The sequence below is a fragment of the Paenibacillus taichungensis genome (assembly GCF_047302525.1).
GTDB classification, from domain to species: domain Bacteria; phylum Bacillota; class Bacilli; order Paenibacillales; family Paenibacillaceae; genus Paenibacillus; species Paenibacillus taichungensis_B.
Genome location: NZ_CP168020.1, coordinates 5,676,444 through 5,694,941 on the forward strand (window position 1 = coordinate 5,676,444; position 18,498 = coordinate 5,694,941).

The following is an 18,498-nucleotide window of genomic DNA, read 5'->3' on the forward strand; positions in this document are numbered from 1 at the left end:
CCACATGGATTTATATTAAACCAAGGTTTGAAACCGTTTGCTGAAAGTAACTTGCTGACCGGACAGAAGGAGAGAAATTTCTTCCTCTGCATCACTCTCGATTAGAATACCCTCGGACGTGATTGTGATATGCAACAGCTGGTTTTGCCAGTAAAGCGGGAATTTCAGACTGCTCCAGGACTCTGGCAGCTTTGGATCGAGATGAAGCTGGCCATCCAACATACGAACTCCGGCAAATCCCATCACAACACATTCCCAGATTCCGCCCAGAGAAGCTGAATGGATGCCTGCATCCGAAGAGTGCATATGCGGTCCCAGATCAATCTCGGACGCCCGGCGGAACAGATCATATGCGAGCGGACGATTACCGAAGTCACTGGCAAGGATACTGTGCGTCGACAAGGACAATGAGGAATCATGCAATGTTTTTTCCTCGTAGTAGTCATAGTTCGCACGTTTGATAGCGGGTTCAAATTTATTCTCAAGCAGGAAGAATAGCATCATGATGTCAGCCTGCTTCGAAATTTGCATTTCACCAACCTGATCCAGGTTGTAGTCATTGAAGATGCTGGCGACTTTCGTCTGATTTTTATAAGGGGTAAGATCAATGACTTTCTTCTGCAAGTAGGTATCATCTTGTGGAATAAGTCCTTGTTCATTCGGCCCTGGCAGATACATTTGATCCAGTCTGTTCCACGCTTCCCGAGCAGATGTCAGGTCAAGCTTCGCAGACAATGCTTTGAGCAACTCAGGTTTCTCCTGCTGAAGCTTTTCATAATATTGAATGGCCAGTTCCATATTGAAGTGAGCCATATGATTGGTGAATGCATTGTTGTCCACATGCTCCTTATACTCATCCGGTCCAACAACCTCATTGATGTGATAGCGGCCTTGGGCCTCATCCCACTCCAGACGGCTGGCCCAGAATGTGGCTGTATCAAAAATGATCTCGTAGCCATATTGATCCATGAACGCCTCATCGCCTGTAGACTGGACGTAATGCCAAACGGCATAAGCGATGTCAGAGGTAATATGCTGTTCAATGAAGCCGGACCAGATCTTCGTCTGCTCTCCGGTTACGATATCTACATCTCCCCATACCGGTGTAACTTCGCCATCTTCGATCCAGGCTGCTTCCCACGGATACATGGCTCCTTCGAATCCGTTCTCCTTGGCCTTGCTTCTAGCTCCATCCAACCCCTGATATCGATATTCCAGCAAGGATCTTGCGATCTTGGGATTGCTGTAGATGAAGAATGGAAGGATGAAGATTTCCGTATCCCAAAAGGAATGTCCCTTGTACCCTTCACCGCTTAATCCTTTCGCCCCGATTCCCATACGATTATCATGAGCAGGTGTCATAATGACGAGGTGATAGATGGCGAAACGGATGGCAAGCTGGTCATATCCACTTGTGCTGTCCACTTCAATGTTGTACGTGGACCAAGTATCCGCCCAGGCGTTAGCGCTTTCACGAAATAGCTGATCATACCCTTTTTGCGACTCTTGCTTCAACTCCGTCAGTGCAGATTCACGCATTTGCTCCAGTGAATATCCACCGTTGTTGTACACCAGATCGCGGCTGGTATGCACATTCGAGATTTTTTCCAGTGTTACCGATTGTCCGGCTTCCACGGTTACTGTGCCTTCGATGCCAACCTTGCGGCGTCCCATCGTTTGACGCAATTCCGGCTCAACCTTTGCACCATTCAGCTGCCAGTGGTGCACCGTATTGGTTACAAAATCAACAGCCGATTGTGTCGTCGTTGACGTCATTTGAATATAAGTCTTTTCAAATATCCGTTTTTCGCCTTCCGTGAAATGCTGCGCACCCGAGTTCGTCCATTGTCCATTAATACCGGATGCAATGTGAACACGCGCTTGACCATCCAGTGGCTTGATGCTTACAGATGAACCAACCAGATGACGGTTACTCAAGGAAACAAAGCGACGGAATTCAAGTTCAAAGCTTTCTCCTGTCGGGCTCTGCCATACCACGTTACGGGTCAGCTCACCGTTCTTGAGATTCAGTTGACGACTGTAGCTGATCGTTCTTCCTTTTTCCAAGCTGAAGGTTTCCCCATTCAGGGTGATTGAAAGTTCCGTTACATCCGCTGCATTAGGGAGTTCTGTTACCTCATGCTCGTCAAACTTATTGAACGTTCCGGCTACGAACCAGTTCCGCACCTGTCCAACATAATTTTCGTCCGTTGCCGAGCGAAGTCCCATGTAGCCGTTTCCAAGTGAGAGCACAGCTTCGCCTTTCCCTTGATGAGGCGGATCAAACCCGGTTTCAGTTACCAGCCAGTTACTCCATTCTCCTTGTCCTGCATCATATTTCAGCAATGTGTATTCCCCCTATGTCTATCTTATGTTGTATCCGAAACGTTTTGGATTTGAGTGAAAATAATACCGAAACGTTTCGGATTTAATAAAACATTTCGGTTCTCTCTTCATCTCGTTCATTTTGCAATCCCTCGCGAACCGTATTCTCAGCTAAACTCAGCGACCTGGTTTGGCTGTCGAGGATCTCAAAACCAATTCATTTTGCAAAATATTAAATTTGGGGCTGTCTTCCGATCTCAGCATGCCCATCAGCAGGTTTGCAGCTTCATGTCCCAACTGATACATGTTCTGTCCGATGGTGGTGAGTGGTGGTTGAAAATATGCGGCTGTTGGAATGTCGTCAAATCCCACTACAGACAATTCATCTGGTATAGAGATGCCTAGTTCATTCGCAGCCTTCATTACACCCAGAGCCATCATGTCGCTTGCACAGAAGATTGCGGTAATTTCCGGATAAGCCTTCAACAACTCTGAAGCTTGCTGCTGTGTTTCTTCTTCCGTGAAATTCCCGTTTACGATCCATTCAGGCTTCAAGCTCAACCCTGCATTTCGCATTGCATCGGAATATCCTTCATAGCGCTCCTTGGATACAAAAGCCTCGGGGTACCCGTTAACCATGGCAATCTGCCGATGACCCAAACCAATAAGGTGCTCTACAGCAGTCTGTGCACTTTGTTTGTGATTCGTTGATACAAAACCAACATACTCACTGTGAATGGGTATATCAATCAATACACAAGGAATGTCACTATCCAATACTTCCTGCAAATACGGATCATCCGTCTTCACACCCTGAAGAATGACACCATCCACTTTTCGTTCCCTACACAGCTGTGTGTACGTTTTCATCTTTTGCTTCGCTGTATTTGTGCTGAACAAAATCAGATCATAATCCGAATTGGCAGCGCTATCATTAATACCGCAAAGCACTTCGAATACAAAGTTGTTATCGATGTTTTTGTACGTCATGCCTGATACGAGCAACCCCAGCGTTTTGGTTTCCTTCATGACCAGGCCTCTCGCTAGACCATTTGGACTATAGTTCAGGGTTTCGGCGGCTTCTTTTATCAGTTTGCGCGTACTATCGCTGACGTCCGAGTACCCATTCAGAGCTCTGGATACGGTCGTAATCGAAAATCCCGTCATTTGTGATATGTCTTTGATTGTAGCCAATTGCTTTCCTCCAAAACGTTTCGGATTACTTATATTTCTGAGTATACGGATTCGAGAGAAAAAATCAAGAACTTTTTTCGACATTATTTTCGCCTTTTTATATCTCATGCGTCCCTTCCCTTATTCTGCCCGCATTCAGGATGAAAAAAGGATAAAAAAAAGATCTCCCGACTTTTAAATAAAGTCGGGAGATCCCTACCTATTGCATAAAACTTAATGTGCAACTGTATTGTTCAACATGATCCAGATGGAACCAATAACGATGGTCAACATGATCAACAGACCAAAGATCAAAGCCATTACATTCCAACGTGGCTTCTCCGATTCACGGATATGCATGAAGAAGAAGAGTTGAACCACAAACTGAAGTGCTGCTGTTACCAGAACGACACTCAGCGTTGCTGTTCTGCCCATCATGTCGTTCAGAACCACTACCAAAGGGACAATGGTCAGAACAACGGACAGAATGAAGCCGATGACATAGGACTTAAGTGAACCATGCTGTTCGTGGCCATGGGATTCATGTGAGTTATGCTCTGCCATCTACATCACCCCCATCAGATAGACGATCGACAGGAGGAAAATCCAGACGACGTCCAAGAAGTGCCAGTACAAGCTGATTACGTTGATTTTACCGCGAGTGACATCGGTAATTCCACGTTTTTTCAGTTGCAGCATCAATCCGATCATCCAGATCAGACCGAGCGATACGTGAAGTCCGTGAGTACCCACAAGGGTGAAGAATGCACCAGAAGATGCACTCGTTGTATAACTGAACCCTTCATGAATCAACTCAATAAACTCCGTTACTTCCAAGGCGATAAAGCTCGCACCCAGAACAGCTGTAACTGCCAGCCAGCTGATCAATTGCTTCACCTTGCCCTGATTCATGGCAAGGACCGCAAGTCCACTTGTGAATGAACTTGTGAGCAAGATAAATGTCTCGGCAATAACGCCAGGCATTTTGATCAATTCAGACAATACAGGTCCGCCCGCCGAATTGTCACGCAACACAATAAAGGTTGCGAACAACACGGAGAACAGGATAACGTCGGAAATCAGGAAGAACCAGAATCCGAGTATTTTCAATTCTTGCGGGTCATGGTGACCATGGTCGTGATCATGTGCATGGTCATGACCGTGCTTAGCGGCTGCTTGAGCCATTTATACCGACCCCCTTAACGACGCTTCGGTACGCTTAATTTCGTCAACCGGAATATAATAATCCGTATCGTATGAGAATGAACGAGCGATCATGCAAATTCCTACGCCAGCGAGTCCAAGAATCGCCATCCACAGCCATCCGAATACAAAACCGAAACCGGCGATGAACCAGCATATAGACATGATGAACGGAATCGCGGAATTTTTAGGCATATGAATCGGCTCAAGCGGCTGTTCAGGTGGATAGATGCCTTTGGCACGACGTTCTTTCTCTTCCCACCACTCATCAATATCATCTCCGCGCGGTGTAATGGCGAAGTTATATTCAGGAGCAGGTGAAGGAATCGACCACTCGAGCGTACGACCACCCCAAGGGTCGCCAGAAGCTTTGAGTGTTTTGTATTTCCGAATGCCGTCTGCGATTTGTGCAACCTGGAACAAGAATCCGACACCCATCAGGAATGCCCCGATTGTGGATACAAAGTTCAGTTCCCACCAGCCGGTATCCCAGCCATAGGTGCTCAGACGACGTGTCATACCCATCAAACCGACAGCGTACTGCGGCATGAAGCAGACATAGAAACCGATATTCCAAGTCCAGAAAGCCCATTTACCCAGTTTTTCTGGCAGTTGGAATCCAAACATTTTAGGCCACCAGTAGTACAGACCTGCAAAGTATCCGAATACTACACCACCGATCAATACTTGGTGGAAGTGGGCAATCAGGAAGTAACTGTTGTGGAACTGGAAGTCAGCAGGTGCAACGGACAACATAACCCCCGTCATCCCCCCGACGATAAAGCATGGTATGAATGCAAGTGTCCATAGCATCGGGGTATCCATGCGTATCCTTCCCCTGAACATGGTAAACAGCCAGTTAAAGATCTTAACCCCTGTTGGTATGGCTATCAACATCGTGGTTACGGCGAAGAATGCATTAACGTCTGCTCCCGAACCCATCGTGAAGAAGTGATGCGCCCATGTAAAGAAGGACAGGAAGCTAATGATCAGCATCGCAAATACCATTGATTTGTAACCAAACAATTTTTTCTTCGAGAATGTACTTACAATCTCGGAGAACACACCGAATGCCGGCAAGACAACGATATATACCTCAGGGTGACCCCACATCCAGATCAAGTTGATATACATCATTGGATTACCGCCCAGATCAAGTGTGAAGAAATGCGCCCCCGCAAACCTGTCGAGGAAGAGCAATGCAAGTGTCACTGTCAAGATTGGGAATGCAAACAGAATGATAATACAAGTGGAGAATACCGACCATGTAAACATCGGCATTTTCATCCATTTCATGCCTGGCGCACGCATTTTAATGATGGTAACCAGGAAGTTGATACCGGTAGCCAGGGAACCGATACCCGAAATCTGAATACCCCATATATAGAAGTTTTGGCCCACCCCCGGGCTATGCGATAGCTCCGATAAAGGCGGATAACTGAGCCAGCCTGCGTCCGGTGAACCACCGATAACGAAGGACAGGTTGAACAGCATTGCTCCCAGGAAGAATAACCAGAAGCTTAGTGCATTAAGGAATGGGAACGCAACGTCCCTTGCCCCTATTTGAAGCGGTACAATAACATTAAATAAACCGAACATAAACGGCATCGCCATGAACAGGATCATGATCGTACCGTGAGTCGTAAAGACCTGATTATAATGCTCGGGATGTAAGAAATCCATGTTAGGCATAGCTAGCTGAAGACGCATCATCAGTGCATCCACACCACCACGGAAAAGCATGATAATGGAAGCAATAATATACATAATACCGATCTTTTTGTGATCGACGGTAGTTAACCAGTTACGCCAGAGCCAGCCCCATTTTTTGAAATAAGTCAGCACCGCTACGATGGTAATCATCGTAATTCCGATCGCCACGTCCGCACCATAAATCAGCGGATCACCGGTAACGAAAAACTCCGATGCAAACTCCTTAAGTCTCTCTAACATTGGGGGCCTCCTTTCGAATCTTTAGTTAGCACTCTTGTCCACGTCTTGCGTAGTAATCTCTTTGGCACCTGAAGCTTCACCGTGCTTGCTGTGAGCACTTTGACCGTCAATAACATACTTAGTCACGATGTCTTGGAACAGTCCTTCAGGGAAGGAGGAATAATAAGCTACATTGCTTGTTCCCGGTTCCGCCAGTGTTTTATACGTTTCTTGCGTCAGCGGTTGGGATTGTTGTTTCACTTCATTCACCCATTTGTCGAAGTCTTCCTCCGATGTAGCATTGACGTCAAAACGCATTTGGGCGAAGTGTTCCCCGGTAAAGTTGGCGCCTGAACCCCAATATTGACCTTCATGATCAGCTTGCAAGTACAAGGTCATCGCCATACCCGACATTGTATAAATCTGTCCACCAAGCTGCGGAATCCAGAACGAGTTCATCGGTGAATCCGCGGTGAGCTCAAATTTTACGGGCCGGTCTGCCGGGATATTCAACGTGTTGACCGTTGCAATACCTTGCTCCGGATACATAAACAACCATTTCCAGTCCAGTGAAGATACTTGAATGGTCACCGGTGCTTTCTCGGAAGCCAATGGCTTCGAAGGTTCCAGATCATAGGTGTAGCGAATTGTTACAACCGCCAGCAACCCAATAATAATAATCGGAACGGTCCACCAGATAGCCTCCGCTTTAGTGCTATGAGACCAGTTAGGCTCATAAGCAGATTTATTGTCCGGTTTGTCGCGGTAACGCCATACAATTACAGCAGACAAAATCAATACAGGCACAATAACGACTGCACACAGAATTGTCGAAATGACAATCAAATCTCTCTGCGAAGCGCCAATAGGCCCTTTCGGATCCAGAACAACGTACTGCCCGCCTGCCAGCATTGGCCAGACAATCAATGCAATTGTAACCAACGTCAGGACAACCGGAATGATTATCCGAATTAGCGACCTAGGTTTCTTGTTCATCTTGATCCCCTCTCCTTAAATTCGCTCATACTGAAAAAACAGTATACTACTCTCTTCCTTCTAAAGATATCAGAAATGAGCAACTTTTTTGTTCATGTTAACAAATTTGTCGATTTTGCACCTTAAATGTGTGAATTTTTTCTCACAAATCACTTGCATACTTGATATTTCCTCATTGTAATCTTTACACTTCAAGTCACAAAATAAAACCCTTTGCAGTCCCGTTGAACAGTATCAACGAATCCGCAAAGGGCTTTATTGACTGGGATTCCGGGTGCTCATCCAGTCTTATTATGAACGAATTAACGCAAGATTATTTAATCGGCGCCTTCGTCTTCCCGGCGTGTATGAACAAGTCCAATCGATTTGGCAATTACATAAATAAATACACTACCGACCAAGAAACCAATACCCACCATTAATCCGAGGTTACGATCATTAAAATCATTCAGGTTGATCAGGCACATGATTACTCCCGTAATGAGGGCAATCCAAGCCAGAACTGTCATCGTTAACACTGCACGCCGCATATTTTTATCTTTGCGCTCCAATTGGCTTACCATTGCTGTCTTCGATGCCATAGTAAACACTTCCTTTTCCCTTTTTGTAAGTGCTTTCCTTATACCAATATACCACATCAGTATGATTTTTAGTCAACAAATGTTCAAATTTATTTCGCAATTTGGACACTTTATTTGTATTTTAACTGTTGACAAGAACCAGATCACTTCTTCTTACTTCTTATAACCCAAAAACGCTCTTTTCATAACATGAAACAGCCTAGACCTTATGAAACCTTCATGAACATGTAAGTCCTAGCTGAAAATAAAACAATAAAAAAGACGGTGCTTCGGATTACCGAACCACCGTCTTTATTCTGATTACCACGTATGTTCCTACATTTAACAATTGAACTAACGTAATTATTAATTTATGTCAGGTTCTGAGCACTTCTTCCTGAAATATTGAAATTAAAGCCTAAATTCGTGTTTCCAACCAATTATTTTTGATCACATTTTGATACCAGTAATAGCTTTCTTTAGGTGTTCTGACCAATGAACGGTAATCTACATGCACAAGACCAAAGCGCATACGGTATCCTTCCGCCCACTCAAAGTTATCCATCAGAGACCAAGCCATGTAGCCTTTCAGGTTGATCCCGTCGTTGATAATCCGATGAATTTGGGCCAAATGCTGCTCATAGTATGCAATCCGGCGATCATCATTGATTTTTCCGTTTTCCAAATCATCATTGATGCAAGCACCATTTTCTGTGATGTAGACATCCACATTCCCGTATTTTTGCAAGTAATGCATGAACTCATACAGTCCACGTGATTCCACAGGCCAGCCAATATCAGTCTTGGTAAGTCCCATATCGACCTCTTCGGATTGCAATGCACCAGCCTCTGGATTGAAACGATTGATTCCCATGGTGTAGTAGTTAATTCCAAGAAGATCAATGGGCTGCGAGATAATTTCCATGTCGCCTTCCTGAATCGGCACTGTGGCACCTGCTTTTTCAAACCAGTCAACCATAAATTGTGGATACGATCCTTTGTAGATCGGATCTAGGAACCAATCCGTATTCAGAGCAATTGCCCGATCACAGGCTGCCTGATCTTCTGGAGATTTGCTGTAAGGCTCAGCCCAGCATACATTGGGTGCAATACCAATCTGTCCTGTTGTACCCAAGCGACGGAACGACTGAACGGCTTTACCGTGAGCAACGAGCAGTCCGTGAGCAACATTAATGGATGTTTGCAGGTCCTTATTTCCTGGTGCATGAATGCCAAGCAGGTTGGACAGAAACGCAATACACCATGGTTCATTGAAAGTCAGCCAGAAATTAATTTTACCGGAAAACTCCTTGAAGATGACTTCAGCATATTTTACAAATGCATCCACCGTCCTGCGATTGCCCCAACCTCCGATATCTTCCAACGTCTGGGGCAGGTCCCAATGATACAGCGTACAGAAAGGTTCGATTCCCGCTTCAAGCAACTTATCCACGAATCGATGATAGAAGTCCAATCCTTCACGATTGATCTCGCCATCTCCATCAGGAATAATACGCGGCCAGGCGATGGAGAATCGGTAGGTGTTGATCCCAAGCTTTTTCATCAGCTCGATGTCTTCCTCGTAACGGTGGTAACTGTCACATGCCACATCCCCATTATCTCCATTGAATACTTTGCCGGGCGTACGGGCAAACGTATCCCAGATGGATACCCCGCGTCCGCCTTCCTGCGCTGCACCTTCAATTTGATAGGAAGCTGTAGCTGTTCCCCAGCGGAAATCTTGTGGAAATTGAAAAATCGTCATCGTTTACTCCTCCGTCTCATGATGACACGCAGATCGTCTGTCCTGCGGTCATGGTTAAAATAACTACATAATCACCCTGAGGTGTAAGCTGCGCCTTAGCCTGATCGTTCCCTTCCACACGCAGTGGGTATGTGCTCCGAATGGTTATCGAGCCATCGTGATCAGCCTTGATTTCGGCGCTTGAGAGTCTGCTATCTGTCCACTCAATTGCCACCGTATATGCACCTCGTGCCCGAAGCCCCTTCACACTGCCACTGGCCCAGTACTCAGACAGCGCTGGCAGCAGATGTAATTCACCCAAATGGCTTTGTAACAACATCTCGGCGATCCCCGCAGTGCCACCAAAGTTGCCATCGATCTGGAACGGCGGATGATCATCGAACAGATTAGGATGCGTGGATCGAGCCAGCAGTGTACGGACAAACTGATGTGCGAGCTTACTATCCAGCAACCTCGCATACAGATTGATCAACCAAGCACAGCTCCAACCTGTATGCCCGCCACCTTGTGAGATGCGACGTTCTAGTGACACTCGCGCTGCTTCCACCAGTTCAGGCGTATCCAGTCGGTTGATCTGCTCCCCCGGATACAGACCATACAGATGGGAGACGTGACGATGCCCCGGTTCGGATTCGGCAAAATCCTTAAACCATTCCTGTAGCTGCCCCTCGCTTCCGATCTTGAATGGATAGAGTTTGCTGCGTGCCTCGCTCCACTCATTCGCCAGTTGCTGATCCACATCCAGCTGTTTGGTTGCCTCAATGCATCGATCGAACAACTCACGAATCAATGTCATATCCATCGTCGAAGCCATGGAGATGCTGCGAGCCTCACCTTCCTCGGTGAGAAACTTGTTCTCTGGAGAGGTTGATGGAGCCGTAACCAGATATCCGTCCGGTCCCTCCACCAGCCAGTCGAGACAGAAGAGTGCCGCTTCCTTCATGATTGGATACGCGCGTTCCGCGAGGAATTGCTGATCACGGGTAAACAGATAATGCTCCCATAGGTGTGAAGTCAACCACACGCCACCCATTGGCCAGAACGCCCAACTTGCGTCTCCGCCTGTAGGCGTGGATGTCCGCCAGATATCTACATTATGATGGGCTGTCCAGCCGCGCGCTCCATACAAAATGCGTGCCGTTCTTCTCCCGGTATCGCTTAGATCCTCCAACAAGCCAAACAGCGGCTCATGGCATTCACTCAGGTTGCATACTTCTGCCGGCCAGTAATTCATCTCGGTATTGATATTAATCGTGTAATCACTGTGCCAGGGCGGCTCCACCTGAAGATTCCAAATTCCCTGCAGATTGGCTGGCTGGCTTCCTTCACGTGAACTACCCATTAACAAATATCTACCATATTGAAAATAGAGTGCCTCCAGGCCAGGATCATTTGCTCCAGCCTGGTACACTTGCAGTCGCTCATCTGTAGGCAATTCTTCATTGGCTGAAGCGCCGAGATCAATAGATACTCTTGAAAATAAAGTCCCATGATCCAGGACATGTCGCTCCCGAAGAGCCTTCATACCATGAGCCATCGCTTTTGTTATTACTTCCCTGCACTCCTGATCCAGAAGCACACCATCTTTAACAGGCATCACATCATAGCCTTCAAAGGCGGTCGCAGCTGTCAGATAAAAAATAACCTGGTCAGCTCCCTGAATATGAAGTCTTCCGTCCATAACCGCAACTTCGGCATTCTTGCCAGTCGCAGTCGCGGCCAGTCGCATAGCATAAGCCGTTCCCCGATCTTCTTCGTAGATGACAGACTCCGGATGATCCCTGAAATAATTCGATTCAACATGACTTGGACAGCGACTGAATAGTGTAAGTGCATCGCCCGAAGTCTCAACATTATAAGGATGTGGACTGTCCAACGTAACGCTGACGTTTACAGATCCCTCACGATCAGCAGTGATGGTACAGACCATGAGATCATCCGGCGCACTGGCATATACTTCACGTACATAACGAGTGCCTTTATATGAATACTTCGTCGTTGTAATGCCGGTATGGAGATTAAGCTCCCGCTCAAATTCATCGTACGCGATCCCATCCAGTTCATCGTGCTGCAACTTAAAATGACCCATCGGCTGATAAGCTTCCACATCACGTCCCAGCATTTCGCGGTTCAGCAATTGTTCAGCTTCGCTATATTGCCCGGACATAATCAGTTCACGGGTCTGTTTCAGATACCGCTGACTGCTGTACTGAATGGTGTCGCGTGGAAATCCGGACCACAATGTATCTTCATTTAGCTGGATTTGTTCATCCGCTGCTCCGCCGTACACCATACCGCCAAGGCGACCATTGCCGATAGGCAACGCCTCTTCCCAGCGAGTAGCGGGCTGACGATACCACAGACGATTTTCTTTTGTTCTCTCATTAAATGGGGACATAGATAACTCCTATTCATGAATCAGCTATTTTTTAATTATTACTAAAACGTTTTCGACATATCTAAATAAACAATATAAATACTGTTTTCCTTGGTCTGAACCCTTTTACATACAAGGCTGAATCGTCGTTTATCTGAAAGTGCTTACAGTAAGAAAATTATATTTGATTTCGAAATTTGCGTCAATGTTAAACATCACATAGTCAGCAAAAAAAGACCCTTGCTCAGGGCCTTTTTTTGTATATCCGCTTATTCAATTAAAACATAAGTTATTTTACGTCTTTACCTGTCCACAGGGAAACACGATCCTTAACCCAAACAGTGTACTGTTTCTCCATTTCGACTGCGCCAGCTTTATCCAACTCGGCGAGGAAATCATCGTATACTTTATCAAAGTTCGCAGCTGTAGTCAGAACAGCTTCAGGAATACGTTTGCGCACGATATCCTGTGTTTTTCGGAACGTTACCTCATAATCTGTACCTGAAGGTACAGGCATGTTGTATGCTGCGCCCCAGTCTTTCAGTTGCAAATCATCTTCAGAAGGATAGAATTCTTTCCATGTTGTAATGCCATATGCTTTCAACGTTTCTTTCTCTGCCGCAGTATAACCAGCCTGAATCTGCTCAGGGAAGTTCGTTGTGTAATAGTTATCCGTGGAATCTTTCACGCCATCACCGTATCTCGCACTAAACACGCTATACATACCGATTCCTGTTTCTTTAGTGAAGTTGGAGTTGTCATTGGTTTTACGATCCTGGATATCTTGAGGAATCACCCGTTGACCATCTTTTACATTGTAGTGTTCGCCTTCAATTCCCCAGTTTCTCAACACTTGACCTTCGTCCGAAGCGAGCCAGTCCATGAATTTGATAATGCGAACCGGATCTTTGGCAGAAGTTGTAATCCCGATGCCATATCCGTCAAATCCGGTTGGCTGGAATGTATGATCCACAATGTCCTTGTTCAGGGATACAGAGAAGTGAGCATATGTGCTGTCATCTTTGCCCGCTGATTTGAGTGCATTTTCAGCTTCTTGATAATTCCACTCCTGGTCAATCAGACCGAGTACACGGCCACTTGCGATTTTGGATTTATATTGGTCATCCTTTTGGACAAATGTATCTTTGTCCAGCAGTCCTTCATTGTACATTTTGTTCAACCAGCGGAAGTATTCTTTCTCCTCTGGACGTTTGTAGTGCAACATCGCTTCATATGTTTCAGGGTTGATGTAATATTCTCCATCATCCGGTGCTCCAGTTGCCTGGAAGGCCGGGTTCGTTACTGTAATCATAATCTTCCAATCATCTGCATTCAGCGTCAATGGAATGGTCGGCTGACCGTCAATCGTTGGGTGTTTTTTCACATATTCTTTCAATACATTCTCGTAATCCTCAAGTGTTTTCACTTCAGGGTATCCGAGCTCTTTAAGTACTTTTTGCTGAATTTCAAATCCGCCTGTTGCGTCAAACGCAACATTATCAACACCCATATTTGTTGGGATTGTATAAATGGCCTGATCTTCCGAACTGTATTTCAGACGGTTCATCTGGTCCCCATATATTTTTTTCAGGTTTGGAGCATGCTCCTCAATCAGATCCGTCAGGTCAAGCATTGCCCCTGCATCTACTAGTTTAGACAAGTTACCTTTTGGGAAAACAATATCAGGGTACTCACCGCTAGCCGCCATAAGTGCAATTTTCTGGTCTCCACCATTGTTTACATCATACTCTGCTTCAATCGTAACGCCTGTTTGCTTGGTAATCTCTTTACCGACTGCATCCTGCATCTTGTTCCAGGTTGGACTCGCATCCGCACCAAAGAATGTGATAGTAACCGGATCGGTTCCACTGGACTCCGAGGCTTCTTTACTTCCCGAATTTCCGCAGCCAGCTGTAACCAGCATTGCACTTGCGAGCATCAACATTGCAAACGTCTTGGGTGTATTGCCTTTCATTTTGCCTCTCATTGTCTAGTCCCCCTATTATTTATGAAGGTTTTATCTGTATAACAGGCTTTAAGCCTGAGGATACCGCTGTAAGACACATTTCTGTATGCGCTTACTTAAAAATAAATTTTACTCTTTCTTTATCAAATCTAAAACTCATGAAAACTCTCTTCTAACATCCGTAAAACGTTTTCGGAAAATAATTTAAAACGCTTACTGAAAGTGCTTACATTAACGATTATATGCTATCCTCCCCCTTTCGTCAACAACAAAAAAGGCCCCTTTCAAGGGACCCATTTCGCTTTGAAAATGATCGTTTATATTGACTTATTTTCAGTATTATTTCACGTCTTTACCTGTCCACAGAGCTACACGTTCCTTGATCCAAACGGTGTATTGTTTCTCCATCTCTACCGCACCTGCTTTATCAAGCTCTGCCAGGAGATCATCATACACTTTGTCGAAGTTCTCAGGTTTGGCAAGGATAGCTTCAGGAATACGTTTGCGGACAATGTCCTGTGATTTCTGGAACGCTACGTTATAATCCGTATCCGAAGGTACTGGCATGTTATATGCTGCGCCCCAATCTTTCAGCTTCAAGTCGTCTTCAGAAGGATAGAAATCTTTCCACGTTGTGATGCCATAGGCTTTCAATGTTTCCTTCTCTGCGGCAGTATAACCTGCTTGGATCTGCTCAGGGAAGTTCGTTGTGTAGTAGTTGCCTGTGGAATCTTTGACACCATCGCCATATCTAGCGCTGAAGATGTTGTACATTCCGATACCTGTTTCTTTGGTGAACGCCGAGTTGTCATTGACTTTGCGATCCTGCACATCAGCAGGGATGACACGGTTGCCATTTTCAACGTTGTAGTGTTGGCCTTCAATCCCCCAGTTTCTCAGCACCTGGCCTTCATCCGAAGCGAGCCAATCCATGAATTTGATAATACGTACAGGGTCTTTTGCAGTTTTCGAAATTCCGATGCCATATCCATCGAATCCGGTAGGTTGGAACGTATGATCCACAATATCCTTGTTGAGGGATACAGAGAAGTGAGCGTACGTATTCTCGCCATTGTTAACTGATTTCAAAGCATTCTCAGCTTCACCATAGTTCCATTCTTGGTCAATCAGCCCCAGTACCCGACCGCTTGCGATTTTGGATTTGTATTGGTCGTCCTTCTGCACAAATGTATCTTTGTCAAGAATGCCTTCATTGTACATTTTGTTCAACCAGCGGAAGTATTCTTTCTCCTCTGGACGTTTATAGTGCAGCACCGCTTCATACGTTTCAGGATTAATGTAATATTCACCGTCATCCGGGCCTCCTGTTGCCTGGAAGGCTGGATTCGTTACCGTAATCATAATCTTCCAGTCATCTGCATTCAGCGTCAGCGGAATGGTCGGCTGCCCGTCAATAGTTGGATGTTTTGCATAATATTCTTTCAGAACTTTCTCGTAATCCTCAAGCGTTTTTACTTCTGGGTAGCCAAGTTCTTTCAATACCTTTTGCTGAATCTCGAATCCGCCTGTAGCATCAAACGCAACATTGTCTACACCCATGTTCGTTGGGATCGTGTAAATGGACTGATCTTCCAAACTGTATTTCAGACGGTTCATCTGGTCCCCATAGATTTTCTTCAGGTTTGGTGCATATTTGTCAATCAGATCTGTCAGGTCAAGCATCGCGTCTGCATCCACAAGCTTAGACAAGTTACCTTTAGGATAGATAATATCAGGGTATTCACCGCTGGCAGCCATCAAAGGTATCTTTTGGTCGCCACCATTATTCACATCATACTCGGCTTCAATTGTAACACCTGTTTGTTTCGTAATTTCTTGGCCGACTGCGTCCTTCATGTTGTTCCAGTTTGGACTTGCGTCAGCACCAAAGAACGTAAAGGTGATTGGACTGGTCGTATCCCCTGTGTCCGTTGGTGTCTCTGAAGCCGTAGTTCCTCCTCCGCTACCACTGCATCCTGCTGTAATGGCAAGAGCGCTGGCTAACAGAAGCATTGCGAATGTTTTTGGTGTTTTGCCCTTCATGTGTAATCCCCCTTATGGATAAAATGAAGCTATCTATTGTAGAACAGGCTGACCTGCACATACCGTAATTGGGTGATTCTCATTGTAAAACGTTTGATTTTATAACATAAAAAGCGTTTTCTAAATGAAGTGAAAAACACTCATTCTATCCAGTAATTCGAGGAACCAACCCTTACTCTGTTTGACTGAAGAGAATCGTGTACATGCCTTGATAAATTAGTAATGAAAGTGCTTTCATATTTGAATAATAATCCCTCTAAAAGTCCTTGTCAATAGTGAATACACAAAATTGAAAACGTTTTTCGGAAAACGTTTTAGGTATAAAAAAGAACCCAGTTTCCTGGGCCCTTTTTTTCGAAAAAACTAAGTCTGCTGAAATGCATTACTTGCTCTCTTCACCGCTCCACAATTGAACACGGCTTTGTACCAGCTCGGTGTATTGTTTTTCCATGTCCTCTGCTCCTGCTTTGTTAAGTTCAGCAATCATTCCGTCATAGATGGCATCAAATTGCTCTGGAGAACTGAGGATTGCTTCTGGGATCCGTTTACGGATAATATCCTGTGTTTTTTGGAAAATAACGTTGTAATCCGAGTCACCTGGAGTCGGCATATTGTACGCTGCTCCCCATGATTTAACTGGGAACTCATCTTCACTTGGGAACAGATCTTTCCACGTTGTTGCGCCGTATGCTTTGAGTGTCTCTTTCTCCGCATCGGAATAAGCCGCTACAATCTGCTCAGGGAAATTCGTTGTGTAATAGTTATCCGTGGAATCTTTAACGCCATCTCCATAGTGACCAGACATATTGGTATAGAGGCCAATACCTGTTTCTTTCTGGAATACGGCAGCATTATTCGTTTTTTGGTCCTGAATATCCGCCGGAATCACACGTTTGCCATCTTTCACTTCGTACTGCTTACCTTCAATACCCCAGTTCATCAGCACTTGACCTTCCTCAGAAGCTAGGTAATCAAAGAATTTAATTGTACGAACCGGGTCCGGATTCGATGTTGTAATCCCTACACCCCATCCAGATACAAAACCAGGGTCCTGGAAGGAATGATCCTTGATATCTTTAGACAGAGTTACCGGGAAGTGTGAATAGGTCGCTTCATCTTTGCCCGCTGCTTTCAATGCGTTTTCCGCATCGGAATAACCCCAATCCTGGTCAATGACGCCCAGAACACGTCCACTTGCAATTTTGGATTTGTATTGATCTGTTTTCTGTACAAAGCTGTCCTGATCAAGCAGTCCTTCTGCGTACATATGGTTCAACCAACGGAAATACTCTTTCTCTTCCGGACGTTTGTAATGCAGACTTGCCTCATATGTCTCAGGATCAATATAGTACTCGCCGTCATCCGGAGCACCTGTTGCCTGGAAGGCCGGATTCGTTACCGTAATCATGATTCTCCAGTCATCTGCGTCCAGGGATAACGGAATCGTTGGTTGACCGTCAATCGTTGGATGTTTCTCCTTATATGCCTTCAATACATTTTCATAATCCTGCAGTGTACGCACCTCAGGGTATCCCAGCTCTTTCAATACACGCTGCTGAATCCCAAATCCGCCGCCTGCATCAAAATACTTCTGGTCTACCGCATAATACGTAGGTAGTACATAAATTCCTTGATCTTCGTTGTTATATTTCAGCCGGTCCATGTAATTACCATATAGCTTCTTCAGATTGGGAGCATATTGCTCGATCAGATCAGTCAGATCGACCATTGCCCCAGCATCCACGAGCTTGCTTAGCTCTCCTTTGGGTGACACGATATCCGGATAGTCTCCGCTTGCTGCCATTAAGGATACTTTATCCTGACCACCACTGACGGCAAACTCACCGTTAAGGGTTACTCCTGTTTTCTCTGTAAGGACCTTCCCCACTTCATCCTTCATACCGTTCCAGTTCGGACTGGGATCGACGCTAAAAAAGTCAAAAGTAATCGGAGACGTATCACCGCTAGTGTCCTTAAACGACGTTTCGCCGCTGTTTCCTCCACCGCAACCTGCGAGCAAAGACATCGCAAGCACTGGAGCCAGTGCAATCTTCATTTTGTTTCTTGCCATAATGGTAATCCTCCCGTTTCATATGTCTGTCTATTCGGGACTTTTTTGTCCCTGTCTATAGCTTCATGAATGTCACTCCGCAGCCCT

Annotated in this window: 12 protein-coding genes; all 12 read right to left on the bottom strand. The window is 45.5% G+C overall.

Translation table 11 applies throughout. From position 1 onward, the window contains the following. Nucleotides 1-15: 15 nt before the first annotated feature. The 12 genes from ACDJ58_RS25705 to ACDJ58_RS25760 all read right to left on the bottom strand — a co-directional run bounded on the left by ACDJ58_RS25705 (nucleotide 16) and on the right by ACDJ58_RS25760 (nucleotide 18,411). Nucleotides 16-2,346 carry a glycoside hydrolase family 65 protein gene (locus ACDJ58_RS25705; RefSeq protein ID WP_413373656.1) on the bottom strand — a complete coding sequence of 777 codons (2,331 nt, stop codon included), beginning with the start codon at nucleotides 2,344-2,346 and terminating at the stop codon, nucleotides 16-18. A gap of 156 nt (nucleotides 2,347-2,502) precedes the next feature. After that, nucleotides 2,503-3,519 (bottom strand): LacI family DNA-binding transcriptional regulator, encoded by a 1,017-nt coding sequence (locus ACDJ58_RS25710; protein WP_413373658.1) that lies wholly within the window; start codon nucleotides 3,517-3,519, stop codon nucleotides 2,503-2,505. Between the two features lie 213 nt (nucleotides 3,520-3,732). Beyond that, nucleotides 3,733-4,062: a cytochrome o ubiquinol oxidase subunit IV gene (cyoD, locus tag ACDJ58_RS25715; RefSeq protein ID WP_413373660.1), complete on the bottom strand. Its 330-nt coding sequence runs from the start codon at nucleotides 4,060-4,062 to the stop codon at nucleotides 3,733-3,735. Next, on the bottom strand, nucleotides 4,063-4,683 hold the full coding sequence (cyoC, locus tag ACDJ58_RS25720) for a cytochrome o ubiquinol oxidase subunit III (RefSeq protein WP_053780129.1): 621 nt from the start codon (nucleotides 4,681-4,683) through the stop codon (nucleotides 4,063-4,065). Next, nucleotides 4,684-6,654: a cbb3-type cytochrome c oxidase subunit I gene (locus tag ACDJ58_RS25725; protein ID WP_413373662.1), complete on the bottom strand. Its 1,971-nt coding sequence runs from the start codon at nucleotides 6,652-6,654 to the stop codon at nucleotides 4,684-4,686. Between the two features lie 21 nt (nucleotides 6,655-6,675). Further along, complete coding sequence (gene cyoA / locus ACDJ58_RS25730; protein ID WP_413373664.1) at nucleotides 6,676-7,629, bottom strand: ubiquinol oxidase subunit II; 954 nt, start codon at nucleotides 7,627-7,629, stop codon at nucleotides 6,676-6,678. 317 nt (nucleotides 7,630-7,946) lie between these two features. After that, a complete protein-coding gene (locus tag ACDJ58_RS25735) occupies nucleotides 7,947-8,210 on the bottom strand; it encodes a hypothetical protein (protein ID WP_091000449.1) in 264 nt (87 codons plus the stop codon). A 397-nt stretch (nucleotides 8,211-8,607) separates the two neighbouring features. Further along, nucleotides 8,608-9,954 carry a GH1 family beta-glucosidase gene (locus ACDJ58_RS25740; RefSeq protein WP_413373666.1) on the bottom strand — a complete coding sequence of 449 codons (1,347 nt, stop codon included), beginning with the start codon at nucleotides 9,952-9,954 and terminating at the stop codon, nucleotides 8,608-8,610. Nucleotides 9,955-9,970: 16 nt separating this feature from the next. Then, on the bottom strand, nucleotides 9,971-12,352 hold the full coding sequence (locus tag ACDJ58_RS25745) for a glycosyl hydrolase family 95 catalytic domain-containing protein (RefSeq protein WP_413373667.1): 2,382 nt from the start codon (nucleotides 12,350-12,352) through the stop codon (nucleotides 9,971-9,973). A 268-nt stretch (nucleotides 12,353-12,620) separates the two neighbouring features. After that, nucleotides 12,621-14,318: an extracellular solute-binding protein gene (locus tag ACDJ58_RS25750; RefSeq protein ID WP_413373669.1), complete on the bottom strand. Its 1,698-nt coding sequence runs from the start codon at nucleotides 14,316-14,318 to the stop codon at nucleotides 12,621-12,623. Between the two features lie 318 nt (nucleotides 14,319-14,636). Continuing rightward, complete coding sequence (locus tag ACDJ58_RS25755) at nucleotides 14,637-16,340, bottom strand: ABC transporter substrate-binding protein (RefSeq protein ID WP_413373670.1); 1,704 nt, start codon at nucleotides 16,338-16,340, stop codon at nucleotides 14,637-14,639. Between the two features lie 382 nt (nucleotides 16,341-16,722). Continuing rightward, nucleotides 16,723-18,411, bottom strand: a complete 1,689-nt coding sequence (locus tag ACDJ58_RS25760) for an ABC transporter substrate-binding protein (RefSeq protein ID WP_413373672.1) — start codon at nucleotides 18,409-18,411, stop codon at nucleotides 16,723-16,725. Nucleotides 18,412-18,498: the final 87 nt, after the last annotated feature.